Origin of the sequence: Pseudomonas sp. PI1, assembly GCF_000812405.1 — a bacterium.
Classification (GTDB): domain Bacteria; phylum Pseudomonadota; class Gammaproteobacteria; order Pseudomonadales; family Pseudomonadaceae; genus Pseudomonas; species Pseudomonas citronellolis.
The window spans coordinates 141,659-166,636 of sequence record NZ_JWMC01000078.1 but is presented as its reverse complement, the minus strand read 5'-3'; the positions used below and the strand labels follow the sequence as shown (position 1 = coordinate 166,636).

Annotated in this window: 30 protein-coding genes and 1 tRNA gene; 23 read left to right on the top strand and 8 right to left on the bottom strand. The window is 65.8% G+C overall.

Annotated elements, in window-relative coordinates; all coding sequences use genetic code 11:
• The first annotated feature begins 38 nt into the window (after positions 1 to 38).
• From gpmI to RN02_RS24790, 4 genes are all read left to right on the top strand, one after another.
• Positions 39 to 1,574: a 2,3-bisphosphoglycerate-independent phosphoglycerate mutase gene (gpmI, locus tag RN02_RS24805; RefSeq protein WP_043317605.1), complete on the top strand. Its 1,536-nt coding sequence runs from the start codon at positions 39 to 41 to the stop codon at positions 1,572 to 1,574.
• Positions 1,575 to 1,681: 107 nt separating this feature from the next.
• The gene (locus RN02_RS24800) at positions 1,682 to 2,968 is read left to right on the top strand and encodes a murein hydrolase activator EnvC family protein (RefSeq protein ID WP_043317603.1); all 1,287 of its coding nucleotides are present in this window, start codon (positions 1,682 to 1,684) and stop codon (positions 2,966 to 2,968) included.
• A gap of 27 nt (positions 2,969 to 2,995) precedes the next feature.
• Positions 2,996 to 4,300: a S41 family peptidase gene (locus tag RN02_RS24795; RefSeq protein ID WP_009613824.1), complete on the top strand. Its 1,305-nt coding sequence runs from the start codon at positions 2,996 to 2,998 to the stop codon at positions 4,298 to 4,300.
• A 3-nt stretch (positions 4,301 to 4,303) separates the two neighbouring features.
• On the top strand, positions 4,304 to 5,062 hold the full coding sequence (locus RN02_RS24790) for a divergent polysaccharide deacetylase family protein (RefSeq protein WP_043317601.1): 759 nt from the start codon (positions 4,304 to 4,306) through the stop codon (positions 5,060 to 5,062).
• Between the two features lie 315 nt (positions 5,063 to 5,377).
• On the opposite strand, the gene RN02_RS24785 is transcribed toward RN02_RS24790, so the two are convergent.
• From RN02_RS24785 to hisB, 7 genes are all read right to left on the bottom strand, one after another.
• Positions 5,378 to 6,136 (bottom strand): substrate-binding periplasmic protein, encoded by a 759-nt coding sequence (locus RN02_RS24785; protein WP_043269104.1) that lies wholly within the window; start codon positions 6,134 to 6,136, stop codon positions 5,378 to 5,380.
• Positions 6,137 to 6,284: 148 nt separating this feature from the next.
• Positions 6,285 to 7,031 carry a substrate-binding periplasmic protein gene (locus RN02_RS24780; protein ID WP_043317599.1) on the bottom strand — a complete coding sequence of 249 codons (747 nt, stop codon included), beginning with the start codon at positions 7,029 to 7,031 and terminating at the stop codon, positions 6,285 to 6,287.
• A 183-nt stretch (positions 7,032 to 7,214) separates the two neighbouring features.
• Complete coding sequence (gene hisF, locus RN02_RS24775; RefSeq protein WP_009613829.1) at positions 7,215 to 7,985, bottom strand: imidazole glycerol phosphate synthase subunit HisF; 771 nt, start codon at positions 7,983 to 7,985, stop codon at positions 7,215 to 7,217.
• Positions 7,986 to 8,083: 98 nt separating this feature from the next.
• Positions 8,084 to 8,827, bottom strand: coding sequence for a 1-(5-phosphoribosyl)-5-[(5-phosphoribosylamino)methylideneamino]imidazole-4-carboxamide isomerase (hisA, locus tag RN02_RS24770; RefSeq protein WP_009613830.1), 744 nt, complete (start codon positions 8,825 to 8,827; stop codon positions 8,084 to 8,086).
• Between the two features lie 41 nt (positions 8,828 to 8,868).
• Positions 8,869 to 9,129: a DUF2164 domain-containing protein gene (locus tag RN02_RS24765; RefSeq protein ID WP_043268350.1), complete on the bottom strand. Its 261-nt coding sequence runs from the start codon at positions 9,127 to 9,129 to the stop codon at positions 8,869 to 8,871.
• A gap of 3 nt (positions 9,130 to 9,132) precedes the next feature.
• Positions 9,133 to 9,771: an imidazole glycerol phosphate synthase subunit HisH gene (hisH, locus tag RN02_RS24760; RefSeq protein ID WP_043317596.1), complete on the bottom strand. Its 639-nt coding sequence runs from the start codon at positions 9,769 to 9,771 to the stop codon at positions 9,133 to 9,135.
• A complete protein-coding gene (gene hisB / locus RN02_RS24755) occupies positions 9,771 to 10,364 on the bottom strand; it encodes an imidazoleglycerol-phosphate dehydratase HisB (RefSeq protein ID WP_043317594.1) in 594 nt (197 codons plus the stop codon). The genes hisH and hisB overlap by 1 nt, the downstream gene beginning before the upstream one ends.
• Positions 10,365 to 10,515: 151 nt before the next feature.
• Here hisB and RN02_RS24750 point away from each other — a divergent pair, with 151 nt between their 5' ends.
• The 6 genes from RN02_RS24750 to RN02_RS24725 all read left to right on the top strand — a co-directional run bounded on the left by RN02_RS24750 (position 10,516) and on the right by RN02_RS24725 (position 15,806).
• Complete coding sequence (locus RN02_RS24750) at positions 10,516 to 10,923, top strand: acetyl-CoA sensor PanZ family protein (protein ID WP_043317592.1); 408 nt, start codon at positions 10,516 to 10,518, stop codon at positions 10,921 to 10,923.
• The gene (locus RN02_RS24745; protein ID WP_043317590.1) at positions 10,920 to 12,020 is read left to right on the top strand and encodes an NAD(P)/FAD-dependent oxidoreductase; all 1,101 of its coding nucleotides are present in this window, start codon (positions 10,920 to 10,922) and stop codon (positions 12,018 to 12,020) included. The genes RN02_RS24750 and RN02_RS24745 overlap by 4 nt, the downstream gene beginning before the upstream one ends.
• Positions 12,021 to 12,082: 62 nt before the next feature.
• Positions 12,083 to 14,320, top strand: coding sequence for an AsmA family protein (locus RN02_RS24740; protein ID WP_043317588.1), 2,238 nt, complete (start codon positions 12,083 to 12,085; stop codon positions 14,318 to 14,320).
• A complete protein-coding gene (mutY, locus tag RN02_RS24735; protein ID WP_043317586.1) occupies positions 14,317 to 15,384 on the top strand; it encodes an A/G-specific adenine glycosylase in 1,068 nt (355 codons plus the stop codon). The genes RN02_RS24740 and mutY overlap by 4 nt, the downstream gene beginning before the upstream one ends.
• A complete protein-coding gene (locus RN02_RS24730; RefSeq protein WP_009613840.1) occupies positions 15,381 to 15,653 on the top strand; it encodes an oxidative damage protection protein in 273 nt (90 codons plus the stop codon). Before mutY ends, RN02_RS24730 begins: the two co-directional genes overlap by 4 nt.
• Positions 15,654 to 15,730: 77 nt before the next feature.
• A tRNA-Phe gene (locus RN02_RS24725) sits at positions 15,731 to 15,806 on the top strand.
• Between the two features lie 10 nt (positions 15,807 to 15,816).
• Here the strand turns inward: RN02_RS24725 and RN02_RS33785 are convergent.
• Positions 15,817 to 15,954 carry a hypothetical protein gene (locus tag RN02_RS33785; RefSeq protein WP_161796261.1) on the bottom strand — a complete coding sequence of 46 codons (138 nt, stop codon included), beginning with the start codon at positions 15,952 to 15,954 and terminating at the stop codon, positions 15,817 to 15,819.
• A gap of 108 nt (positions 15,955 to 16,062) precedes the next feature.
• Between RN02_RS33785 and RN02_RS24720 the strand changes: the two genes are divergently transcribed.
• The 13 genes from RN02_RS24720 to RN02_RS24665 all read left to right on the top strand — a co-directional run bounded on the left by RN02_RS24720 (position 16,063) and on the right by RN02_RS24665 (position 24,882).
• A complete protein-coding gene (locus tag RN02_RS24720; protein WP_043317584.1) occupies positions 16,063 to 17,268 on the top strand; it encodes a tyrosine-type recombinase/integrase in 1,206 nt (401 codons plus the stop codon).
• Positions 17,268 to 17,984, top strand: coding sequence for a hypothetical protein (locus tag RN02_RS24715; RefSeq protein WP_043317582.1), 717 nt, complete (start codon positions 17,268 to 17,270; stop codon positions 17,982 to 17,984). Before RN02_RS24720 ends, RN02_RS24715 begins: the two co-directional genes overlap by 1 nt.
• A 122-nt stretch (positions 17,985 to 18,106) precedes the next feature.
• Positions 18,107 to 18,331: a helix-turn-helix transcriptional regulator gene (locus RN02_RS24710; protein ID WP_043317580.1), complete on the top strand. Its 225-nt coding sequence runs from the start codon at positions 18,107 to 18,109 to the stop codon at positions 18,329 to 18,331.
• Entirely contained in the window at positions 18,328 to 18,771 is a 444-nt protein-coding gene (locus RN02_RS34040; RefSeq protein WP_082033884.1) for a hypothetical protein, read from the top strand. Before RN02_RS24710 ends, RN02_RS34040 begins: the two co-directional genes overlap by 4 nt.
• The gene (locus tag RN02_RS24705; protein ID WP_043317578.1) at positions 18,764 to 18,997 is read left to right on the top strand and encodes a hypothetical protein; all 234 of its coding nucleotides are present in this window, start codon (positions 18,764 to 18,766) and stop codon (positions 18,995 to 18,997) included. The genes RN02_RS34040 and RN02_RS24705 overlap by 8 nt, the downstream gene beginning before the upstream one ends.
• Positions 18,994 to 19,263 (top strand): hypothetical protein, encoded by a 270-nt coding sequence (locus RN02_RS24700; RefSeq protein ID WP_043317576.1) that lies wholly within the window; start codon positions 18,994 to 18,996, stop codon positions 19,261 to 19,263. Before RN02_RS24705 ends, RN02_RS24700 begins: the two co-directional genes overlap by 4 nt.
• 5 nt (positions 19,264 to 19,268) lie before the next feature.
• Positions 19,269 to 19,595 (top strand): hypothetical protein, encoded by a 327-nt coding sequence (locus RN02_RS34035; RefSeq protein ID WP_052267847.1) that lies wholly within the window; start codon positions 19,269 to 19,271, stop codon positions 19,593 to 19,595.
• Positions 19,588 to 20,463, top strand: a complete 876-nt coding sequence (locus RN02_RS24690) for a toprim domain-containing protein (RefSeq protein WP_043317574.1) — start codon at positions 19,588 to 19,590, stop codon at positions 20,461 to 20,463. The genes RN02_RS34035 and RN02_RS24690 overlap by 8 nt, the downstream gene beginning before the upstream one ends.
• Entirely contained in the window at positions 20,460 to 21,722 is a 1,263-nt protein-coding gene (locus RN02_RS24685; RefSeq protein ID WP_082033883.1) for an AAA family ATPase, read from the top strand. Before RN02_RS24690 ends, RN02_RS24685 begins: the two co-directional genes overlap by 4 nt.
• Positions 21,722 to 22,015 (top strand): hypothetical protein, encoded by a 294-nt coding sequence (locus RN02_RS24680; protein ID WP_043317571.1) that lies wholly within the window; start codon positions 21,722 to 21,724, stop codon positions 22,013 to 22,015. Before RN02_RS24685 ends, RN02_RS24680 begins: the two co-directional genes overlap by 1 nt.
• A gap of 124 nt (positions 22,016 to 22,139) precedes the next feature.
• Positions 22,140 to 22,814 carry an HK97 family phage prohead protease gene (locus RN02_RS24675; RefSeq protein WP_043317569.1) on the top strand — a complete coding sequence of 225 codons (675 nt, stop codon included), beginning with the start codon at positions 22,140 to 22,142 and terminating at the stop codon, positions 22,812 to 22,814.
• Between the two features lie 9 nt (positions 22,815 to 22,823).
• Positions 22,824 to 23,942, top strand: coding sequence for a phage major capsid protein (locus tag RN02_RS24670; RefSeq protein WP_043317567.1), 1,119 nt, complete (start codon positions 22,824 to 22,826; stop codon positions 23,940 to 23,942).
• 355 nt (positions 23,943 to 24,297) lie between these two features.
• On the top strand, positions 24,298 to 24,882 hold the full coding sequence (locus tag RN02_RS24665) for a tail assembly protein (RefSeq protein WP_043317565.1): 585 nt from the start codon (positions 24,298 to 24,300) through the stop codon (positions 24,880 to 24,882).
• Positions 24,883 to 24,978: the final 96 nt, after the last annotated feature.

The following is a 24,978-nucleotide window of genomic DNA, read 5'->3' as shown; positions in this document are numbered from 1 at the left end:
ATCCTTTTCTGACCCCCGTTTTGGAAAGAGCCGCACCTATGACAGCATCGCCCAAACCCCTGGTCCTGATCATCCTGGACGGCTTCGGCCATAGCGACAGCCCCGAGTACAACGCCATCTTCGCCGCGAAGAAGCCGAATCTCGACCGCCTGCTGGCCACCCAGCCGCACGGCCTGATCTCCGGCTCGGGCATGGACGTGGGCCTGCCGGACGGGCAGATGGGCAACTCCGAGGTCGGCCACATGAACCTCGGCGCCGGGCGCGTCGTCTACCAGGACTTCACCCGCGTGACCAAGGCCATCCGCGACGGCGAGTTCTTCGACAACCCGGTGCTGACCGGCGCGGTGGACAAGGCGGTGGGCGCCGGCAAGGCCGTGCACATCCTCGGCCTGCTGTCCGATGGCGGCGTGCACAGCCACCAGGACCACCTGGTCGCCATGGCCGAACTGGCCGCCCGGCGTGGCGCGCAGAAAATCTACCTGCACGCCTTCCTCGACGGCCGCGACACCCCGCCCAAGAGCGCCGAGCCGTCGCTGAAGCTGGTCGACGAGGCCTTCGCCCGCATCGGCAAGGGCCGCACCGCCAGCATCATCGGCCGCTACTTCGCCATGGACCGCGACAACCGCTGGGACCGCGTCGAAGCCGCCTACAACCTGATCACCGAAGGCGCCGCCGAATTCACCGCCGACGACGCCGTGGCCGCGCTGCACGCCGCCTACGAGCGCGGCGAGAGCGACGAGTTCGTCAAGGCCACGCGCATCGGCGAACAGGTGCGCGTGGAGGATGGCGACGCCGTGGTGTTCATGAACTTCCGCGCCGACCGCGCCCGCGAACTGTCGCGCGCCTTCGTCGAGCCGGGCTTCAAGGAATTCCCGCGCCAGCGCGAGCTGCACCTGGCCGAGTACGTGATGCTCACCCAGTACTCGGCGAACATCCCGGCGCCCAGCGCGTTCAAGCCCGAGTCGCTGGACAACGTCCTCGGCGAATACCTGGCGAAGAACGGCAAGACCCAGCTGCGCATCGCCGAGACCGAGAAGTACGCCCACGTCACCTTCTTCTTCTCCGGCGGCCGCGAAGAGCCGTTCGAGGGCGAAGAACGCATCCTCATCCCCTCGCCGAAGGTCGCCACCTACGATCTGCAGCCGGAAATGAGCGCGCCGGAAGTCACCGACAGGATCGTCGACGCCATCGAAAACCAGCGCTACGACGTCATCGTGGTCAACTACGCCAACGGCGACATGGTCGGCCACACCGGCGTGTTCGAGGCCGCGGTCAAGGCCGTGGAATGCCTGGACGCCTGCGTCGGGCGCATCGCCGCGGCGCTGGACAAGGTCGGCGGCGAAGCCCTGATCACCGCCGACCACGGCAACGTCGAGCAGATGGAAGACGAGAGCACCGGCCAGGCGCACACCGCGCACACCTGCGAGCCGGTGCCCTTCATCTACGTCGGCAAGCGCAAGCTGAGCATCCGCGAAGGCGGCGTGCTGGCCGACGTGGCGCCGACCATGCTGACGCTGATGGGCCTGCCGGTGCCGGCCGAGATGACCGGCAAATCCATCGTCACCCTGGAGTGACCCTCGCGAGCTGCAGGCGGCGTGATGCTTTTCACTCGCCGCTTGCGGCTTGTAACGATTTTTTTATGCATACTAGGCCGATTCCGCCTCCAGGTGCCCGCCACCCCATGCATCGCGCCCTATCCTCCCTGCTGCTGATCTGCCTGCTGAGCCCGCTGGCGGTCGTCGCCGACGAACGCGCCGACACCCAGAAGCAGATCGAGCGGACGCAGAAAGACATCGCCGAGCTGAAGAAGACCCTCAGCGGCATCCAGGAAGAGAAATCCGGGGTGCAGAAGCAGCTCAAGTCCACCGAAACCCAGATGGGCGACCTGGAGAAGCAGGTCAAGGCGCTGCAGGAGGAGCTGGAGAAGAGCGAAAAGGAGCTCCAGCGCCTGGACGAGGAGAAAAAAAAACTCCAGGGCGCGCGCCTTGAACAGCAGCGGCTGATCGGCATCCAGGCCCGCGCCGCGTACCAGAGCGGCCGCGAGGAATACCTCAAGCTGCTGCTGAACCAGGAACATCCCGAGAAGTTCAGCCGCACCCTCACCTACTACGAGTACATCAACCGCGCGCGCCTGGAACAGCTCAACGCCTTCAACGAGACCCTGCGCCAGCTGGAGAACGTCGAGCGCGACATCACCACGCAGAAGAGCCAGCAACTGGCCCAGCAGCAGGACCTCGAGGCCCGCCGCCAGGAACTGGCCGAAGTGCGCAAGCAGCGCCAGGAAGCCCTGGCCAAGCTCAACAGCGACTACAGCGACAGCAACCGCAAGCTGCAGGACCGCCAGCAGGCCCAGGCCGAGCTGAACAAGGTGCTCAAGACCATCGAGGAAACCCTCGCCCGCCAGGCCCGCGAAGCCGAGGAAGCGCGCCAGCGCGCCCTGGCCGCCGAACGCGAGCGCGCCCGCCGCGAACGCGAGATGGCCAGCGGCGGCGGCAGCGTGAAGCCCAAGCCCCGCGCGGACTACAGCGGCCCGCTGGTATCCAGCGGCGCCGGCTTCGGCGGCGCCTTCGACGCCACCCGCGGCAAGCTGCCCTGGCCGGTCAACGGGCGCATCCTGGCACGCTTCGGCAGCCCGCGCGGCGACGACCCGCGCGCCACCTGGGACGGCGTGCTGATCGGCGCCAGCGCAGGCGCCACGGTACGCGCCGTGCATGGCGGCAGGGTAGTGTTCGCCGACTGGCTGCGCGGCGCCGGGCTACTGGTTATCCTCGACCACGGTGGTGGATACCTGAGCCTTTATGGTCATAATCAGAGTCTGCTGAAAGGCGCCGGGGACACGGTCAAGGCCGGGGATCCCATCGCTACCGTCGGCACCAGCGGCGGGCAGGAGACTCCGGCGGTGTATTTCGCCATTCGTCATCAGGGCCGCCCGACGGACCCCACTACCTGGTGTCGCACGCAAGGATAAGCGGCGGACACGCCTTAGGAGCCAAACATGTCGCATCGCTTCCGTCTCATCACCCTGGCCCTGCTGCTCGGTATCGGGGCGGCCCAGGCCGCCGAGACACCGCCCGCCGCGCCAGCCGCGGCCAGCGGCAAGGAGGCGCCGCTGCCGCTGGACGAACTGCGGACCTTCGCCGAGGTCCTGGACCGGGTGAAGGCCGCCTACGTCGAGCCGGTGGACGACAAGACCCTGCTGGAGAACGCCATCAAGGGCATGCTCAGCAACCTCGACCCGCATTCGGCCTACCTGGACCCGGAAGAATTCGCCGAGCTGCAGGAAAGCACCAGCGGCGAGTTCGGCGGCCTGGGCATCGAGGTGGGCACCGAGGACGGCTTCATCAAGGTGGTCTCGCCGATCGACGACACCCCGGCGGCCGCGGCCGGCATCCAGCCCGGCGACCTGATCGTGCAGATCGACGGCAAGCCGACCAAGGGCCAGTCGATGAACGAGGCGGTGGACAGCATGCGCGGCAAGCCCGGCTCGTCCATCACCCTGACCATAGTGCGCGGCGGCGGCCGGCCGTTCGACGTCAGCCTCAAGCGCGCCATCATCAAGGTCAAGAGCGTCAAGACCCAGCTGCTGGAGCCGAACTACGGCTACCTGCGCATCACCCAGTTCCAGGTCAACACCGGCGACGAGGTGGTCAAGGCCCTGGCGCAGCTGAAGAAGGACAACAAGGGCAAGCTCAAGGGCCTGGTCCTGGACCTGCGCAACAACCCCGGCGGCGTGCTGCAGTCCGCGGTGGAAGTGGCCGACGCCTTCCTCACCAAGGGCCTGATCGTCTACACCAAGGGCCGCATCCCCAACTCCGAACTGCGCTTCTCCGCCGACCCGGCCGACCCCAGCGAGGGCGTGCAGCTGGTGGTGCTGATCAACGGCGGCACCGCCTCGGCGGCGGAAATCGTCTCCGGCGCCCTGCAGGACCAGAAACGCGCCATCCTCATGGGCACCGACAGCTTCGGCAAGGGCTCGGTGCAGACCGTGCTGCCGCTGAACAACGACCGCGCCCTGAAGCTGACCACCGCGCTCTACTACACCCCCAACGGCCGCTCCATCCAGGCCCAGGGCATAGTCCCGGACATCGAGGTGGAACGCGCCAAGGTGACCCGCGAGCAGAGCGACTTCGAAGGCTTCAAGGAAGCCGACCTGCAGGGCCACCTGGCCAACGGCAACGGCGGCAAGGACCGTCCGACGCAGTCGGGCAAGGCGCCCCAGGCCGCCCCGCAGGACAGCGACTTCCAGCTGAGCCAGGCCCTCAGCCTGCTGAAGGGGCTCAGCGTCAGCCGCGGCAACTGACCGGTGCGCCGGGCACGGCTGCTGTTCGGCCTGTGCCTGGCCGCCCTGCTCGGCCAGGCGCAGGCCAGGCCGCTGCTGAGCGTGGTGATCGACGACCTCGGGCAGAACCTGGCGCGCGACCGCCAGGTGTTCGAACTACCGCCGGCGGTAGCCCTGGCGATCATGCCGGACACCCCGCACGCCGCCGAACTGGCCCGCGAAGCCCACCAGCGCGGGCGTACCCTGATCCTGCACCTGCCGATGGACCCGGCCGGCGGCCCCTACGCCTGGCGCCCCGACCTGCCGCATGCGGAACTCTCCCGCCGCCTGGACGCGGCGCTGGCCGCGGTGCCCTACGTGCAAGGCGTGAACAACCACGAAGGCAGCCGCATGACCGCCGACCGCGCCGGCATGGACCTGCTGATGGGCACCCTGCAGGAACGCCACCTGTTCTTCCTCGATAGCCGCACCAGCGCCGCCACAGTGGCCGCCGCCGAAGCACAGAAGCGCGGCCTGGCCAGCCTGTCCCGCGATGTCTTCCTCGACGACCAGCCGGATGAAGACAGCATCGCCCGCCAGCTGCAGAGCGGCGTGGCCCTGGCGCGCAAGCAGGGCTCGGCGCTGCTGATCGGCCACCCGCACCCGGCCACCCTGCGGGTGCTGCTGCGCGAGCTGCCGAAGCTGAAGGCGGCGGGCATCGAACTGGTGAAGCCCGACCTGCTGATCGCCGAACGCGGCAACCGCGCCATGGCGGCGCATGGCAAGGATGGCGTGTACCGCTGAACCCCGCTCGCCGGCCGCGCCTCAGCGCTTTTCGTAGGATGGGTTGAGCGAAGCGATACCCATCGCCGTGCCCGACCGAGCACCGGCCGTTGCAGGCGAGCATGGCTCGCTCCTACGAAGAGCACGCCGGTGCGGCCTGTTGCTTCTAGGCGGTTTTCTGGGTTCCCGCGAACGCGGGAACCCAATAGAACAGTTCCGAACCCACCTGTAGGAGCGCGCCCTGCGCGCGAATCGCGGGCAGGGCCCGCTCCTACAATCGTGCATCCTCAGAACCGTAGGGCGGGCGCAGGAGCGGACTCTGTCCGCGATCCGGCCTCAGAGGTAATTGTTGGTAACCTCGTCCACATACCCCTCGGCGCGCATCTGGTCCAGAGCCTTCTGCAGGCGCTCGACCACCTCGTCCGGGGTGTCCTTGTTCAGCGCCAGGTACAGCTGCGCCTCGTTGAAGCGCAGCACCGTCTGCAGACCGCTGACGCCCTCCTGCTTGGCCAGGTAGCGGCCCACCGGGTCGGTGGTGGCCCAGAGGTCGATCTGCCCGGTCATCAGCTTCTTCACGTTCTCCTGGTCGCGCAGGGCGTTGATCACCGGGATGCCCTGGCTCTCCAGCGCCTGGCTGACGGCGTCATTCTTGTAGGCGCCGAGCTTGTACTTGCCGGCCTCCTTGACGTCCTTCAGCGCAGTGATCTTGCTGCCCGGCGGGGCCAGCACCACCCAGCCGGTCTTCGCCAGCGGGCCGACCCACTTGAACAGCGGCACCCGCTCGGGGGTGTAGGTGGTGGAGAACAGGCCGTAGCCGGCGCGGTCCAGGGTCAGCTTGTACAGCCGGTCCCAGGGGAAGCGCAGGCTGAGGGTGTAGCCGATGCCGGCGCGCTTGAACATCTCGCGGACGATGTCCGCGCTGATGCCGTCGATGCCTTCGTCGCGGGCGAAGTTCTTGTCGTCCACCGCCATGTTGAACGGCGGGAAGTTCTCCGTCAGCAGCACCACCTTGTAGTCGGCGGGCAGGTCGGCGCGGGCCGTGGCGGCCCCCAGCAGCAGGCCGATGAACAGCCCGCAGGTCTTGAGTTTCAGCATGGTCATACCGCTCGCTTGGTTATCGTTATGGCTAGCGGCATCCCTGCATCGAGGACGCGATTCCCGTCCTGTACACCATCCCTGGCACAGCTCCGGCCGTGGCCGGCAACGCAGCGCGGCGCCGCTCCCCTCGAGCGGCGCCGGCGGATCACAGGTAGCTGTTCAGTACATCGTCGACGAAGCCTTCGGCGCGCATCTTGTCCAGCGCGGCCTGCAGCTTCTGCACCACTTCGTCGGGGGTTTCCTTGTTCAGCGCCAGATACAGCTGGTCGCTGTTGAAGCGCAGCACCGTCTTCAGGCCGCTGACGCCGACCTGCTTGGCCAGGTAGCGCCCGGCCGGGTCGCCACTGGCCCAGAGGTCGATCTCGCCCTTCTGCAGCTTGCCGGCGTTCTCCTGATCACGCAGCGCCAGCACCGGCTCGAAGCCGTGATCGGCGAGGTACTCGGCCATGGCGTCGCCCTTGTAGGCGCCCACCCGGTACTTCTTCGCCTCGTCCAGGCTCTTCAGGGCGATGGGACTGTCGCCGCGGGCCAGCAGCACCCAGTCGTCCGGGCCGATGGGGCCGACCCACTTGAAGGCGCTTTCCCGCTCCGGCAGCCGGGCGGTGACGAAGACGCCGTAATCCGGCTTCTCCAGCGCCAGCTTGTAGATGCGTTCCCAGGGGAAGCGCAGGGTCATGCTGTACTTGATGCCGGCGCGCTTGTACATCTCGCGGACGATGTCCACGGCGATGCCGTCGATGTTGTCTTCCTGGGCGAAGTTCTTGCCGTTGATGGCCATGTTGTAGGGCGGGAAGTTCTCCGTCAGCAGGACCATGCTGTAGTCCGGAGAGATTTCCGCATGCACTGTGCCAGCCAACAGCAGAGAGGTGGCCAGCAGGAGGCGTTTCAGCATCGCAGAACATTCCTGGTTGTAAGCGAAGGCGCAGAGCTTACCGCAAGTTTGCCATCATTCGGCCTTGCATCTTTCAGACCGCGTCACGCCCTGTAGGAAACATCGCCAGAAAGCACAAGGCCCGGCCGCCATGAGCGGGCCGGGCCCTGTCGCAAGCTGCACCCCGGCAGTGCGGCGCGCCCTTCAGCGCACCACGATGCCGCGGCTGGCCAGGTAGGCCTTGGCCTCCGGCACGCTGTACTCGCCGAAGTGGAAGATGCTCGCCGCCAGCACCGCGTCGGCCTTGCCTTCGAGGATGCCGGCCGCCAGGTGCTCCAGGTTGCCGACGCCGCCGGAAGCGATCACCGGCACGTTCACCGCCTCGCTGATGGCGCGGGTCACGCCCAGGTCGTAGCCGCTCTTCACGCCGTCCTGGTCCATGCTGGTCAGGAGGATTTCGCCGGCGCCCAGGCCTTCCATCTTTTTCGCCCACTCCACCGCGTCCAGCCCGGTGGGCTTGCGCCCGCCGTGGGTGAAGATTTCCCAGCGCGGGGTTTCGCCCGGCGCCGAAACCTTCTTGGCGTCGATGGCGACCACGATGCACTGCGAGCCGAAGCGCGCGGCGGCTTCGCCGACGAACTCCGGGGTGAACACCGCGGCGGTGTTGATCGAGACCTTGTCCGCGCCGGCGTTGAGCAGGTTGCGGATGTCCTGCACGGTGCGCACGCCGCCGCCGACGGTCAGCGGGATGAACACCTGGCTGGCCATGCGCTCGACGGTGTGTAGCGTGGTGTCGCGGCCGTCGACGCTGGCGGTGATGTCGAGGAAGGTGATCTCGTCGGCGCCCTGCTCGTCGTAGCGGCGGGCGATCTCCACCGGGTCGCCGGCGTCGCGGATGTTCTCGAACTTGACGCCCTTGACCACGCGGCCGTTGTCCACGTCGAGGCAGGGGATGATGCGCTTAGCGAGGGCCATTCTGGTGTCTCCCAATCTTGAAATTCGCGGGAGGCTGAAGGCTGGAGGCTGAACGAAAAAGCGACTCGGTCACGTCCAGCCTTCAGCCTCCAGCGCTTTTATTCGTCTTTTGCCTGCCGATCGCAAAGCGCCTGGGCCTCGGCGACATCGAGGGTGCCCTCGTAGATCGCCCGGCCGGTGATGGCGCCGATGATGCCCGGGGTGCGCGCGTCCAGCAGTTTCTGGATGTCGCCCAGGTTGTGGATGCCACCGGAGGCGATCACCGGGATGCGCGTGGCGTTGGCCAGGGCGGCGGTGGCTTCGACGTTGCAGCCCTGCATCATGCCGTCCTTGGAGATGTCGGTGTAGACGATGGCGGAGACGCCGTCGGCCTCGAAGCGCTTGGCCAGGTCGATCACCTGCACTTCGCTGACCTCGGCCCAGCCGTCGGTGGCGACGAAGCCGTCCTTCGCGTCCAGGCCGACGATCACCTTGCCGGGGAAGGCGCGGCAGGCTTCGCCGACGAATTCCGGCTGCTTCACCGCCTTGGTGCCGATGATCACGTAGCTGACGCCGGCGCGCACGTAGTGCTCGATGGTCTCCAGCGAGCGGATGCCGCCGCCGATCTGGATCGGCAGGTTCGGGTAGCGCTTGGCGATGGCGGTGACCACCTCGCCGTTCACCGGCTTGCCTTCGAAGGCGCCGTTGAGGTCCACCAGGTGCAGGCGGCGGCAGCCACCGTCCACCCATTTGGCGGCCATGGCCACCGGGTCGTCGGAGAAGACGGTGGCGTCTTCCATCAGGCCCTGGCGCAGGCGCACGCAGGCGCCGTCCTTCAGATCGATTGCGGGGATGATCAGCATCGGTTGAACCTGCTCGAATCCAAGTCGTGAATGGGGTCGGGTCAGCTCTTCTCGAGCGCCCACAAGTCGCTTTCGATGCTTTCGAACCTGTCTTTCAGGTGCGCCTGCACATCGAGAATCGCCTTGTTGTAGAACAGCGGGCCGAACTCGCGCATGAAGAAGTCCAGCACTTCCTCGGCCTCGAAGCCGCCCAGGTCCAGCTCGAAGCGCTCTTCCAGGAAGCGCTGGATGGCCCGCGCCGCGCTCTGGCGCTGGGCGCCATCGAGTTCGAGGATCGCCGGCTTGTCCTTCTGCCGGGCCATGGCTTACCAGCGACCGTCCCAGGCGGCGAAGTTCTGCAGCAGCTGCAGGCCGTGGGTGTGGCTCTTCTCCGGGTGGAACTGCACGGCGAAGCGCGGGCCCTCGGCCAGCGCGGCGGCGAAGTCGCGGCCATAGTGGCCGCGGCCGGCGACCTGGCGCGGGTTGCCCGCCTCGATGTAGTAGCTGTGCACGAAGTAGAAGCGCGCTTCGTCGGGGATTTCGTGCCACAGCGGGTGGTCGAGACTCTGTTTGACCTGGTTCCAGCCCATGTGCGGCACCTTCAGGTGCTCGCCGTCCTCGTACAGGTCCTTGCCGAAGAAACGCACCTGGCCGGGGAACAGGCCGATGCAGTCGACGCCGTCGTTCTCCTCGCTGTGCTCCAGCAGCGCCTGCATGCCGACGCAGATGCCGAGGAAGGGGCGGTCCTGGCTGACTTCACGCACCAGTTCGTCGAAGCCCAGGCGCCTGATCTCGGCCATGCAGTCGCGGATGGCGCCCACGCCGGGGAACACCACGCGGTCGGCCTCGCGGATCACCGCGGCGTCGCTGGTCACCAGCACGCGGCCGGCGCCCACGCGCTCCAGCGCCTTGGACACCGAGTGCAGGTTGCCCATGCCGTAGTCGATGACGGCGACCGTCTGCATTACAGGCACCCCTTGGTCGACGGCATCTGCCCAGCCATGCGCTCGTCCAGCTCGATGGCCATGCGCAGGGCGCGGCCGAAGGCCTTGAACACCGTCTCGATCTGGTGGTGGGTGTTGTGCCCGCGCAGGTTGTCGATGTGCAGGGTCACCTGGGCGTGGTTGACGAAGCCCTGGAAGAACTCCATGAACAGGTCGACGTCGAAGCCGCCGACGCTGGCGCGGGTGAAGGGCACGTGCATCTGCAGGCCGGGGCGGCCGGAGAAGTCGATCACCACGCGCGACAGCGCCTCGTCCAGCGGCACGTAGGCATGGCCGTAGCGGCGGATGCCCTTCTTATCGCCGATGGCGCGGGCCATGGCCTGGCCGAGAGTGATGCCGATGTCTTCGACGGTGTGGTGGTCGTCGATGTGCAGGTCGCCCTTGCACTCGATGTCCAGGTCGATCAGGCCATGGCGGGCGATCTGGTCCATCATGTGCTCGAGGAAGGGTACCCCGGTATCGAAGCGGGCCTTGCCCGTGCCGTCCAGGTCGATGGACACCTTGATCTGGGTTTCCAGGGTGTCGCGCGCGACGGTTGCCTTGCGTTCGGCCATCACCAGCTCCACAGCTAACACTGCACTTGATTATAAGAGGGCCCGCATTATAGGCGCGGCGGGCCCCGCAGGGCTACGGGCGACGGTCGGCGGCGCTGGCCGCGGGGCGCCGCTTGTCCGTAAACTGCGCGTCCCCGCCGAGGATGCCGCCATGCCCGTGATCGTCGAACACCTTGCCCAGCCCTCCGCCCAGGACCGCCAGGACCTGGCCCGGCTCTACGCCGAGGCGCCGGCCTGGCTGCTCGCGCCCTTCGCCGATGGCGAGGCCCTGGTGGACGCCGCGCTGGCCGCGGGCACGCTGCTGACCGGGCGCTTCAACGACCGCCTGCTGGGCGCCGCCTGGCTGCAGCGCGATGCCGAGGCCTGGCGCCTCTCGCGCCTGTGCGTGCGCCGCGTCACCCGCGGCCGCGGCGTGGCCCGCCGGCTGCTGGAGGAAGCCCAGCGCCAGGCGGTGCTCGCCGGCTGCCCGCTGCGCCTGCTGGCCCCGGCCGGGCAGGCGGAAGCGGCCGAGCTGGCCGCGCACCTGGGCCTGGCCCTGGAAACCGCGGAGGCACCGTGAACGACATCGACATCCTGGTCATAGGCGCCGGCGCGGTCGGTCTGGCCTGCGCCGCGCGCCTGGCCGCCGCTGGGCGCAGCGTGCTGATCGTCGAAGCCGAGCGGCTGATCGGCAGCCACACCTCCAGCCGCAACTCCGAGGTCATCCACGCCGGCCTCTACTACCCGCCCGGCTCGCTCAAGGCCGAACTCTGCCTGGAAGGCCGCGAGCGCCTGTACGCCTGGTGCGCCAGCCACGACGTGCCGCACAGCCGCATCGGCAAGCTGCTGGTGGCCGTGGAAGACGTCGAACTGGGCAAGCTGGAAGCCCTCGCCGCCAATGCCCAAGCCAGCGGCGTACATGACCTGCAGCCGCTGGACTCTGCCCAGCTGCACGCGCTGGAGCCGGCGGTGCGCGGCGTGGCCGCCCTGCTCTCGCCGAGCACCGGGATCATCGACAGCCATGCCTACATGCTGTCGCTGCAGCACGCCGCGCAAATCCAGGGCGCGCAACTGGTGCTGGACACCCGCATCGACCGCCTGCGCCGCGCCGCCGACGGCTGGATCGCCGAAGGCGTCAGCGTCGGCGAGCCGTTCAGCATCCGGGCCGAACAGGTGGTCAACGCCGGCGGCCTGTTCGCCCAGCAACTGGCCGCCCGCACCGAAGGCCTGGAAGGCGTGCCGCCGCTGCACCTGTGCCAGGGCCGCTACTTCACCTACGGCGGTCGCTCGCCGTTCAGCCACCTGATCTACCCGATGCCCGAGGCCAACACCGCCGGCCTGGGCGTGCACGCCACCCTCGACCTCGGCGGCCAGCTGCGCTTCGGCCCGGACGTGCGTTACCTGGAAAGCATCGACTATCTGGTCGACGAAGCGCTGCGCGAGCCCTTCGCCCAGGCCATCCGCCGCTACTTCCCGGGCCTGGACGCCGAACGTCTGCAGGCCGGCTATGCCGGGATTCGTCCTAAACTGAGCGGCGCCGGGGAACCCGCCTCCGACTTCGTCATCCAAACCGCCGTGGACCACGGCCTACCGGGCCTGGTCAACCTGTTCGGGATCGAGTCGCCGGGGCTCACCGCCAGCCTGGCCATCGCCGAACGCGTCGCCGCCGCCTGCTGAAGCGGGCGGGCGCATTGATATACTCCCGCCAATTCACCCGCCGCCAGAACAAGGACCCGTCCATGAAAGCGTTCGGCAAGATCCTGGGCATAGCCGTCCTCGCCCTGCTGCTACTGGTAGTCGCCGCCGGCTTCATCCTCACCCATTTCTTCGACCCCAACGACTACAAGGACGAGATCCGCCAGCTCGCCCGCGACAAGGCCAACCTGGAGCTGGACCTGCGCGGCGACATCGGCTGGAGCCTGTTCCCCTGGCTCGGCCTGGAGCTGCACGACACCAGCGTGGCCAGTGTGCGCAGCCCGGACAAGCCGTTCGCCGACCTGCAGCTGCTCGGCCTGTCGGTGCGGGTGCTGCCGCTGCTGCGCCGCGAGGTGCAGATGAGCGACATCCGCGTGCAGGGCCTGACCCTCACGCTGAACCGCGACAAGGCCGGCAAGGGCAACTGGGAAGACATCGGCAAGCCGGCCCAGCCCGCCGGCGCCACCCCCGCCGCGCCGGCCGGCCAGGCCAGCGCGCCCGCCGAGGCGCCCAAGGCGCCGGCCGAAACCGCTTCCACGCCGATGAAGCTGGACATCGACAGCCTCAACGTCAGCGGCGCGCGCATCGACTACAGCGACGAGCAGAGCGGCAAGCAGTACACCGTCGAAGGCCTGGACCTGAACACCGGCGCCATCCGCGAAGGCAGCAGCATCCCCTTCAAGCTCAACGCCTACCTGGGCACCAACCAGCCGGTGACCCGCGCCAAGACCGAGCTGACCGGCAACCTGCGCTTCGACCGCGCGCTCAAGCGCTACCAGCTGGAAGACGCCAAGCTCTCCGGCGAACTGGCCGGCGACCAGTTGCAGGGCCGCACCGCGACCTTCTCCGCCCAGGGCCAGCTGCTGCTCGACCAGGCCGCGCAGGTCGCCGAATGGAACGGCCTGAAACTGTCGATCAACCAGCTGCGCGCCCTTGGCGAGCTGAAGGCGCGCAACCTCGACAAGGAGCCGCAGTTCACCGGCGGCCTGTCCATCGCCCCGTTCAACCTGCGCGAATTCCTCGAAGGCCTCGGCCAGAAGCTGCCGGAGATGGCCGACGGCAACACCCTGACCAAGCTGGAACTGGCCGCGCGCCTGGACGGCAGCCGCAACGCCGTCAACCTCAGCGACATCCAGCTCAAGCTCGACGACAGCAGCTTCAGCGGCAGCCTGGGCCTGGCCGACATCGCCAAGCAGGCCGTGCGCGCCCAGCTCAGCGGCGACAAGCTGAACCTCGACCGCTACCTGCCGGCCAAGGCCGCCAAAGGCGCCGAGGCGGCCAGCGCCAGCCGCAAGGCGGAAGTCGACGCCACCGTCGCCAGCGCCACCGGCAAGGGCGACAGCCCGCTGCCCAACGCCCCCACCCAGCAGGCCTGGAGCGACGCGCCGCTGCTGCCGCTGGCCAAGCTGCGCACGCTGGACCTGGACCTCAACCTGAACCTCGGCCAGCTCACCCTCGACAAGCTGCCGATCGAGAACGCCGTGCTCAAGCTACGCGGGCAGAACGGCCAGTTCAGCCTCGACGACATGCGCGGCGAACTCTACGACGGCCGCTTCAACGCCAAGGCCAGCCTCGACGTGCGCCAGGACGTGGCGCTGCTGGCGGCGCAGAAGCACATCGAAGGCGTGCCGGTGGAAAAACTCCTCCAGGCCCAGGGCCAGAAGCCGCCGGTCACCGGCCTGCTGAACCTGGACGCGGACATCACCACCCAGGGCAACAGCCAGAAGGCCTGGATCGACAACCTCAACGGCAAGGCCAACTTCAAGCTGAGCAAGGGCGTGCTGCTCAACGCCAACCTCGAAGAGCAGCTGTGCCGCGGCATCGCCACCCTCAACCGGAAGAGCCTGAGCGCCGAACACGGCGGCAAGGACACGCCCTTCCGCGAGCTCAACGGCAGCCTGACCTTCCACAACGGCGTGGCCAGCAACCCCGACCTGCGCGTCGCGGTGCCCGGCCTGACGGTGAAGGGCGACGGCGACCTCGACCTGCGCGTACTGGGCATGGACTACCGCGTCGGCGTGATCATCGAAGGCGACAAGAGCGACATGCCCGACCCGGCCTGCGAGGTGAACAAGCGCTACGTCGGCATCGAATGGCCGCTGCGCTGCCGCGGCCCGCTGGAACTGGGCGCCAAGGCCTGCCGCCTGGACCAGGAAGGCATCGGCCGCATCGCCGGGCAACTGGCCGGGCAGCGCCTGAACGAAAAACTCGAAGAGAAATTCGGCGACAAGGTCAGCCCCGACCTGAAGGACGCCCTGAAGAACCTGCTGAAGAAGAAATGACCCCCGAACGCTTCAATACCGCGGTCCTCGACTGGTACGACCGCCACGGCCGCCATGACCTGCCCTGGCAGCGCGACATCAACCCCTACCGGGTGTGGGTGTCGGAAATCATGCTGCAGCAGACCCAGGTGAGCACCGTGCTGGGCTACTTCGACCGCTTCATGGCGGCGCTGCCCACGGTCGCCGACCTGGCCGCCGCGCCCGAGGACGAAGTCCTGCACCTGTGGACCGGGCTGGGCTACTACACCCGCGCGCGCAACCTGCAGAAGACCGCGAAGCTGGTGATGGAGCGCCACGGCGGCGAATTCCCCCGCGACGTCGAGCAGCTCACCGAGCTGCCCGGCATCGGCCGCTCCACCGCCGGGGCCATCGCCAGCATCTCCATGGGCCTGCGCGCGCCCATCCTCGACGGCAACGTCAAGCGCGTGCTGGCCCGCTACCTGGCTTGCGACGGCTACCCGGGCGAGCCCCGGGTGGCGAAACAGCTGTGGGAAGCGGCGGAACGCTTCACCCCGTACGCGCGGGTCAACCACTACACCCAGGCGATGATGGACCTGGGCGCCACCCTCTGCACCCGCAGCAAGCCCAGCTGCCTGCTGTGCCCACTGAGCGAAGGCTGCCGCGCCCACCTGCTCGGCCGCGAAAGCGCCTACCCGGTGCCCAAGCCGCGCAAAGAGCTGCCGCAGCGGCGCACGCTGATGCCGATCCTGGCCAACCGCGAAGGCGCCATCCTGCTCTACCGCCGCCCGTCCACCGGCCTGTGGGGCGGCCTGTGGAGCTTCCCGGAACTGGACGACCTCGCCCAGCTCGACCCGCTCGCCGCGCAGCACGCCCTGCGCCTGGGGCAGCGCCACGAACTGCCCGGCCTGACCCATACCTTCAGCCACTTCCAGCTGGCCATCGAGCCCTGGCTGGTGCGCGTGGAAGACGCAGCCGGCGGCGTGGCCGAGGGCGACTGGCTCTGGTATAACCTGGCCACCCCGCCGCGGCTCGGTCTCGCGGCCCCGGTCAAGAAGCTGCTCAAGCGGGCAGCCGACGCGTTGAATGCAGGAGAGATGACATGAGCCGAATGGTGATGTGCCGCAAGTACAAAGAACAGCTGCCCGGCCTCGATCGCCCGCCCTACCCCGGCGCCAAGGGCCAGGACATCTACGAGCACGTGTCGAAGCAGGCCTGGGACGAGTGGCAGAAGCACCAGACCATGCTGATCAACGAGCGCCGGCTGAACATGATGAACGCCGAGGACCGCAAATTCCTCCAGGGCGAGATGGACAAGTTCCTCTCCGGCGAGGAATACGCCCAGGCCGACGGCTACGTCCCGCCGAGCGCGTAAGCTCCGGTATTAACTGAAAATTTTTTCGCGACACGCTTGACACCCCTTCGGAAAACCCTTTTAATGCGCGCCACGTTGCCCAGGTAGCTCAGTTGGTAGAGCAGGGGATTGAAAATCCCCGTGTCGGCGGTTCGATTCCGTCCCTGGGCACCACTAATAATTTTCAGGTGGCCCCAAAACCACCCGAAAGCCCCAGAAAACCGGCCTTTGAGCCGGTTTTTTGTTGTCCAGCGTTCCCGGTCGTTCCCTTGTATGCCCAAAAGATTGGGGGTATATCTGGTGGAATCACCAGTTCGGTCATGGATAACGCCCCCAGAATGAGCGCAAACCTAGACACCACGGCGCTTTCAGCAATACCCCAACGCTTCCAACCGTTCCTGCCTACCAGCAAATCTGGAGGGAAGCAGCTATGCCGTTGACTGACAGCGCCATCAAGGTCGCTAAGCCCAAGGACAAGCCCTACAAGCTCAGCGACACCCAAGGTCTGTACCTGCTGATCAATCCCAACGGATCAAAGCTGTGGCGCCTCAAATACAGGGTGGACGGGAAGGAAAAGGGACTGTCGTTCGGCGCCTACCCAGCGGTCACCCTCCAGCAGGCCCGTCAGCAGCGCGACGAAGCCCGTCAGCAGCTTGCACAAGGTGCTGACCCGGGCGAGCAGAAGAAAGCCGCCAAGCAAGCGCGCAAGGCCGAAGAGCTGACCTTCGAGAAGCTGGCGCGGGAGTGGTATGCCTACAACGCCCCTCGCTGGGCGGAGAGCACCGCCTACAAGGCCAGGCTGTACCTCGAGAACGATCTAATCCCCGGCATTGGCTCACGCGCTGTCGCCAGCATCACCCGGCCCGATCTGGTGGACCTGGTGCGTAAGGTGGAAGCGCGCGGCACCCTGAACGCCGCCGGCAAGATCCGCCAATGGTTGCACCAGATTTTCCGCTATGGCCTGGCGCGGGGCGTGGTGGAGAGCAACCCCGCCACTGACCTGGACGTCATTGCGGCGCCAGCAAAAGCCGCCCGCCACCATCCACATGTTCCGTTCGCGGAGCTGCCCGAGCTGCTGGAAAGGCTGGAGGCCGCAAAACTACATACCTTCACCCGGTCGGCTATCCGATTGCTGATACTGACGGCGGTTCGACCTGGTGAACTGCGCGCTGCGCCCTGGAGCGAGTTCGACCTCGAGGCGGCCACTTGGACAATCCCTAAAGAGCGCATGAAGGCACGCCGCTCGCATGTAGTACCCCTGCCCCGCCAAGCCGTGGCGATCCTGCGCCAACTCCACGAGATAACCGGCGGCTACACCCTGCTTTTCCCTGGCCAGCAGAACGCCGAGCGCCCGATGAGCGAGAACACCATCAACAAGGCGCTGCGCCTGATGGGTTACGAGGCGCGCCAAACTGGGCACGGCTTTCGCCACCTGCTCAGCACCGAACTGAACGGCCGCGGCTATAACCGCGACTGGATTGAACGCCAGTTGGCACATGGTGACGCGGACGAAATTCGGGACACCTACAACCACGCCACCTACCTAGAGCAGCGTCGAGGAATGATGCAAGCCTGGGCCGACTCTATTGACGCCCTGCGCGCTAGCGCCAACGTCGCAGCCATCAGGAGCGCGTGATGGTCGATAAGCTGGCATTCAAGAAGTGGGACGAGCTGTCCCCAGAAGAGCAGGCCCGTATCAGCGCTGCGGCGCAGAGCATTCAGGGTCAGATCAATGAGCGGCAGAACCGCTCACCTGAGGAGATTGAGGACGAGGAGAACACCCCTGCCAGACGTCAGTTCGATCCGCTCTTCAACCAAGTGTTTGACCTGATCTTCACACCAGCCGACGGCGATGTGGCGCTTTCCAGCATGGAGAGTCTCCAGGATGCCGCAGCGTTGCTCTTCCGCAGCGGGAGCGAAGAGGATGCAGGATTGATCAGGAAGGCTTTCCTACGCTTCTCAGAGGCCGTGGAAGGCGATGAGGACAGGGATTTTGCCCTACGCCACGGCCTGAGCATGCTGCTGCTCGCCGCTCTTGGTTCCCGCATCGACATGGTTTACGCCATCGCCGACCAGCAAAAATCGAAGATGAAGGGCTTGAAGTCGAAGGCGCGAGCCGTTCAACGCCTGATCGACAGAGCACGAGAGATCGCCGCCCAGAAGTGGGAGGCCGATCACCCGCATGAGATCCGCATCAGCGCCATGGCAGACCTGGTATATCGGCAGCTGGCGCAGGAGTTCGGACCAGTTGATCTCCCTGAGCTACCGGAAACGGTGAAGGACTGGATCAAGCCAGTTGCCCCGGAGTACGCCAGGCGCGGCGGCCGTGCGAAGAAATCACCGCATCCGTAACGGATAATGGGATTTCCGTTGCGCTAACCCCCTTTGCTGTAACGGATACCCAATTTTTTAGCAGCACCGGTCGGACGACCATCAAGCCATCGTTACCAAGAACGCCCAAGGAGGCGCAGACGATGGCAAGCACAACCGGCAATACCCAACCCGTTCGCCGCTTCATCAAGCGCCAGGCCGTCGAAGAAATCACCGGCCTGTCGTGCTCCGAGATCTACCGCCGTATCACTGCCGGCACCTTCCCCGCCCAAGTCACCCTTGGCCCGAAGTCCGTAGTCTGGATCGAGGCCGAGGTAATTGCGTGGTGTGACAACCTGGTAGCCCAGCGCGACAAGGTGTCCGCATGAAGGCTCTTGCACTGATCCTCTGCCGGCGCTATGGTTTGCCCGTCACGGTCAATCCCGTGGCCGACCTTGGCCGGTCGCACAACTTGGCGCATAAGCGCCCCAACCAGCAGCAGGCGCTTTTTTTGTGCCCGCAGTTCTGTGTCATGGTGGCTGTGCGTGGGACACCTTCGGGTGTGCCGGGTGCCAAGTTCCCGGTCGGCCAACCCGCGTACAGCTGCCTCCCTAACTCGCTTGGCCGCGAGCGGTGGCAGCTCCACATCAAACTTGGAGCTTCACCCATGACTACCCGCAATCCGTCCGCATCACATGCCGCCGCCTGGCGCGCCCGTGCTCAAGCGGCCCTCCGCAGCAATTCCAGCCTCTCCGTTCGCCTTCGCCGCTACAACGAAGCTATGTCCCGTGCTCGCGCCCTGGAAGCTCAGGAGGTGGCCCATGCGTAACGTCATCCAACTCGCCGACTCCATCGGCAGCAACCTGACTTGTGCCGGGCTGGAACTGGAAACGCTGTCAGACCTTCTCGGCGCCGACGGTAGTGAGCACCACCTTGACTACCGGCAGATCACTGGCCTGGCCAACGCAGTCGCCGTCATGGCGATTTACATCAAGGGCGCGGGTTATGACCTGTGTACGGCTGCCGAGCTGGTAAGGGAAGGGGGTGCGCAATGAGCAGGCCCGAACTCGCACACATCGCCGATGACGCCATCGAGCAGATCCGCTACGACCAGTGTCACGCCAAATGGCTCGCCGCGCTGGCATGCGCCATTCAGGGGGAGCTGGAGTACGGCGAGGCCATGCTGGAGGCTCGCGCTAGGCGTGCGATGGACCTCGCTGGCCTGGCCCAGTACCTGGCAGACGATCTAGCCAACTACACCGACTGCCGAGCCACTGAGCTGCAAAACCAGCTCGACGCTGCAGAAACCCTCCCGGAGTAAACACTATGACCATCAAAAACGGTGCCTCTGCGCCGACGGGATCGGCTTGCCTACAGAAAAGTCAAAAGGTGCCCGGGCTGGCCGTGTTCTACGAGGTCCGGGCCACCCGCAACGGCCAAAGCCTCATGGTGGACGGGCCGTTCTTCACCTACGACGAGGCTCGGACGTCTTCCGATCTGCTGCGTGGCACCTACCGCAACGCCAGGGCGCGGGAGATCCATTGGCATGAGCCGGAAGCTTCGCCACTGACTCTGGAACTGGTGGATGCCTGCAAGCGCTCCCGAGAGCTTCTGTCAGTGATGCTGACCAAGGGAGGGCGCCGCCATGAGTGATTGCGCAATCCACTTCCGCGAAAGCCTGCAAGGTGTGTTCGGGCGGCTCGACTGGCTACCGCTGGCAGACGGCGAGATTCATCGCTTCTACGTTCCCGGTGACCGCCAGGGCTCCCGCAACGGCTGGTATGTGCTGTTCGCCGATGTGCTGGCCGCTGGCGCGTTCGGTAGCTGGAAGACCGGTGAAGCACACAACTGGAGCAGCAAGGGCGAGCTGACCACCATCGAGGCCGAGCAGGTACGCCAGCGGATTGAGCAATGTCGGCGCGAGCGTGAGGCCGAGCAGCACCAGCGCCAGCAACAGGCCGCCGATCTTTCCCACCGCTGGTGGAATAGCGCACGACGCGCTGACCCCGGCCATCCCTACCTGATCGCCAAGCAGGTTCGCTCCTACGGCCTGCGCCAGCACCGGGACGAACTGCTGGTGCCGCTGTATCTGGGCGGCGTGATGGCCAACCTGCAACGCATCGGCGCCGACGGCCGCAAGCGCTTCCTGCGAGGCGGCCGAGTCAGTGGCTGTTACTCCACCCTGGGCAGCATTTTTCCCGGCCGGCGCCTGTATCTGGTCGAGGGCTGGGCCACTGGCGCCAGTCTTCACGAGAGCACCGGTAGCCCCGTCGCCTGCGCGATGAATGCCGGCAACTTGAAGCCGGTAGCGCTGGCGCTGCGTGCCAAGTACGGCGACCTGGTGGAGCTGGTGATTGCCGGTGATGACGACCGGCAGACGCCGGGCAACCCTGGGCGCGCCGCTGCAACGGCTGCCGCTCTAGCCTCTGGCGCCTTGGTCACCTTCCCGGCCTGGCCTGCCGATGCTCCGCCCCACCTGACCGACTTCAACGACCTGCACTGCTGGAGGGCGGCTCAATGAGCGACTCGACAGCCATCATTATGACCCCGCCTGTGGCGCCCGCGAGCAAGTCGCCGGCCTGGCGCGCCAATGCCGTCAGCGCCGCCTCAATCAAGCCTGTCGCCATCCGCTGGCTATGGCCTGGCTGGTTGGCCAAGGGGAAGCTGCACATTCTGGCCGGCGCTGGTGGTACGGGTAAAACCACGCTGCTCATTGGCCTTATCGCCACCCTCACCAGTGCGGGCCGCTGGCCCGACGGTGAGCGCTGTGCGGAAGCCGGCAACGCAATCATCTGGTCCAGTGAAGATGATCCCGCGGACACCATCGTTCCGCGCCTGGCAGCCGCAGGGGCGAACCTTCACCGGGTGCACATCCTGCAGGGTCGCATTGGCCCACAAGGTGAGGTGGAGCCTTTCGACCCCGCCACGGATATCGACCTATTGACGGAAGCCGCCAAGCAGATTGGTGGCGTCTCGCTGCTGATGCTTGACCCCATCGTCAGCGCGATCAAGGGCGACATGCACAAGGCCAACGATGTCCGACGGGCACTCCAGTGTGTGGTGGACTTTGCCGAGGCCAACCGCTGCGCCGTGGTGGGAATCTCTCACTTCGCCAAGGGTACGGCTGGGGGCTCACCTGCCGAGCGCGTGGTTGGCTCGCAGGCGTTCTCAGCGCTGGCGCGCACGGTGTTGGTGGCAGCCAAGCAGGAAGACTCTGACCTGCGCGTGCTGGCGCGGGCGAAGTCGAACATCAGCGTAGACGAGGGCGGCGTCTCCTACACCATCGAGCCAGCGACGATCGAGAGCGAACACGGCCCGATCGAAACCACGCGCGTGCTGTGGGGCGACAAGATCGATGGCACTGCTCGGGAAATCCTCGGCGATGTGGAGTCGACCGGTGACGATAACGAGCGCTCCGAGCTGGACGAGGCCTGCGACTTTCTGCGCGACCTGCTGGCAGCCGGCCCAGTACCGACCAAGCAGGTCAAGGCGGATGCGGATGGAGCAGGCCATGCCTGGGCCACAGTCCGGCGTGCTCAGAAAGTAATCGGTGCCGAAGCGAAAAAGCAGGGAATGGGTAGCGGATGGTGCTGGCAACTGGGCACCGAAGTTGCTCACCAACCGCCGAAGATGCTCAACGAAAAGCCGAAGGTGCTCAGGGAAAACCGTGAGCACCTTCGGGAAAAGGTGAGCACCTTCGCAGGCAATGAGCAAGTTGACGGTGCTGCATGTGTCGAGACCGGCAGCGACGACATTGGTCCGGATGAGGAGGGTTTCTGATGGCCGCCATCGACTTTCTCCGCATCCAGGGGCTGACCGTCCGCAAGGTCGGAATGCGGGTAGTCATCGGCCCCAAAGGAATGGTCACCGATGACGTTCGCAAGTATGTCCGCGCCCATCGCCTGGAGCTGCTCGCCGAACTGGCGGCCAACGATGGCCAGGAACGCCGCTGCCACTGGCAAATCACCAAGGACGGGAAACCGCTCTGCACGATGATCGGCGAGCCAATCACCCATACCGAAGCGCTGGAGGCCGCCCGCTGGCGCTGGCCTGATGCAGAGGTAGCACCATGAATACCGAAATTACTGTATTCTCATACAGCCCAGCGCGTGACGTGCTGGGCTCCCGTCAAGATGCGCGTGATGCGCTTCGAGCGGCAAATGAGAAAACCCATTTGCACCCTTGGAGACATCGCTAATGCGCCCATTCCATACCGCACCTTTGCAATTGAAGCTCGCCGCCGACAGCGCGGTTGGAAGCTTCACCGGCTACGCCTCGACCTTCGACGAAGAACCTGACAGCCACGGCGATATCGTATTGCCCGGCGCCTTCTCCAAGAGCTTGGCCAAGCACTCCGCCGCCGGCACTCGTCCGGCCATGCTCTGGCAACACGACCAGACCAACCCACTTGGCGTTTGGAGCTCGCTCCAGGAAGACGCCCAGGGGCTACGCGCGGAAGGCCGGTTAACTATGGATGCACCTCAAGCCAAGGCGGCCCATGCCCTGGCAAAGGATGGCGCCCTGGCGCTGAGTATTGGTTACACCGTCCCCGCAGCAGGCGCCGAGATTCGCGATGGCGTCCGGCTGCTCAAGGAAATCGACCTGGTGGAAGTGTCCCTGGTGGGCATTGCCGCTAACCCTAATGCCCGGATCGTCAGCGTGAAATGCGCCTTCGATCCGACCTGCCCGAACCCTCGGGACTTTGAACGCGCCGCGCGTGATGCGCTGGGGCTTTCTGCTCGCGAAGCCAAGCGGCTTATGGCGGGCGGCTGGAATGGCCTTGTTCGAGATGAGCTCGGCGACAACAGCGAAGAACTGGCCCGTATTGCGGCCACCCTGCAGAACATCACCGCGACCCTACGGGGTCTCTGAGGAAACACTATGTCTATTGAAATTTTGACCAAGGCAGTAGAAGACCACGGCGCTGTCGTGAAGAACCTGGCTGGCAAGGTGGATCAGTCCCAAACCAAGATCGAGGAGGCACTTGATCGTCTGTCGGATCTGGAAATGAAGGGCGTCAAGCTGCGCGGCGCCCGACCCGCCACCACTACTTCCGCACTGCAAACCTTCACCAAGTCCCAAGGCATGGAGGCCATGCGCGGTGGCGCCAAGGACTCGGGGCGTGTAGAGCTTCCTGGCATCAGCATCAAAGCGCTGGTCAACTCGGGGCGTGGACAAGCAGGCGATAGCGAATACAGCGTCCAGGCAGAGCGCGGCACCGGCATTCAGAACGACCCGCGCCTGGCCTTCCAGTTGCTCGAGGTGCTCTCCACCATCCCGGTGAGCGGCGGAACCTACGAGTTCACCCAGCTGGAGAGCTTCGAGAACAATGCCGACTATCAACTGAAAGAAGGTGAGCTCAAAGCCGAATCGAACCTCGGCCTGGAACTGGCGTCGACGAACGTCCAGACCATTGCGCACTGGACCCGCGCATCCGTCCAGGTATTGGATGATGAAGCATCTCTTAGCTCCTACATCGCCAATCTCCTGGGCTACGGCCTGCTGTCCAAACTGGAAGGCGAGATCATCAACGGCGCTGGTGGGACCGGGAAAATCCTCGGGCTGCTGGCGCAAGCGATCCCCTACGTCCCCACCATCGCCACAACTCCGACGGATCGAGTAGGCGAGGCAGCCGCGGCGATGAAGTCCGAGGGATGGAAGCCGAGCGTGGTGCTGATGAACCCAATGGACTGGTTCGCCATTCAATCCAGCAAGAGCGCAGACGGGCTCTACCTGCTGGGCGGCCCCCAAGACCCTGCAAACGCCACCCTGTGGAAGAACGTCGTGGTGGAAAGCCCAAGCCTCGCCCGAGGGAAGAGCTTGCTCATCGATCCGGCGCACGTGCGCATCCTCGACCGCATGCAACCGACCGTTATCGCCAGCCGCTTCGACCGCGACAACCTGGTCACCAACCTGGTGACGCTGCTGGCTGAGCTGCGCGCCGGCCTCGCGGTGTTTGCCAAGGATGCCGTGCGCTCTGTTGATCTGACCGCGCCCTAAATAGCAAAGCGGCCAGGGCTGCCGTAAGGCGTGCCTGGTGGGGATCAGTCGGCGAGTGCCCCCGAGTCAACCCCGACAGCCTGCGCAGCTCACCAAGCGATACTCCAAATGAGCTGGCGGCAGGCACCGAACAACCCCGAGGGAGGGGGCGGTCCAAATATGGAGCTTCGCGCGTACCTAGACCGCCTCCGATCCCATTCGCACATTTTTTCCACCCCCAAGGTTTTTTTGTTAACACCGTTAACATCCATCCCCTGGCGCAGAATCGCTGCGCAGCCCGCCCAGTCTGGGCTCCAGAGATATGCCATGAATCGAGATTGTTAACTCAAATGTTAACTACTGAGAGGATTCGTTAATGGATACCGCAATTGACTGCAGCCAGATGACCATCATCAAGTTATCCGGGCCGCTCATCCGCGAGTTCGGCAGAAAGCACCCCCGGCGTCTCGACACGGGGACGGTGCAGGAGGCGTTCAGCGCTTTGCGTAATACGCTGCCGGGTTTCAAGGAAGCCATTCAGCGCCTGCAAAACATGGGTATGCGCTTCGCCATCTTCCGCAACCGCAAGAACATCGGCCAGGACGATCTTGGAGCCAGCGGCACCCGTGAGGTTCGGATTGTCCCCGTGCTGACCGGGAGCAAACGCGCCGGCCTGCTGCAAACAGTCGTTGGTGTAGCGCTGATCGTGGCCGGGTTCTTCAACGGCGGTACCACGTTCGGCCCAGGCGCTGCCCTCGCCCTCGGCGGAGTGGTTCAGATGATGAGCCCACAACCCAAAGGCCTGAGCCAGTCGGCCGCCCCCGCGAACCTACCCAGCTATGCCTTCGGCAGCGCGAAGAACACCACCGCCAGCGGTAACCCGGTTCCGCTCTGCTACGGCAAACGGCGCTGGGGCGGCGCGATCATCAGCGCCTCGATCTACGCCGAAGACAAGACCTAAACGATTGGCAGATGATGGCCCAGGTCTGGACCATCTGTTCATCCTCAGGCGAGGCCGGAACAGCATCCCCCGCAGGCCATGGGTCTCCATAATCTG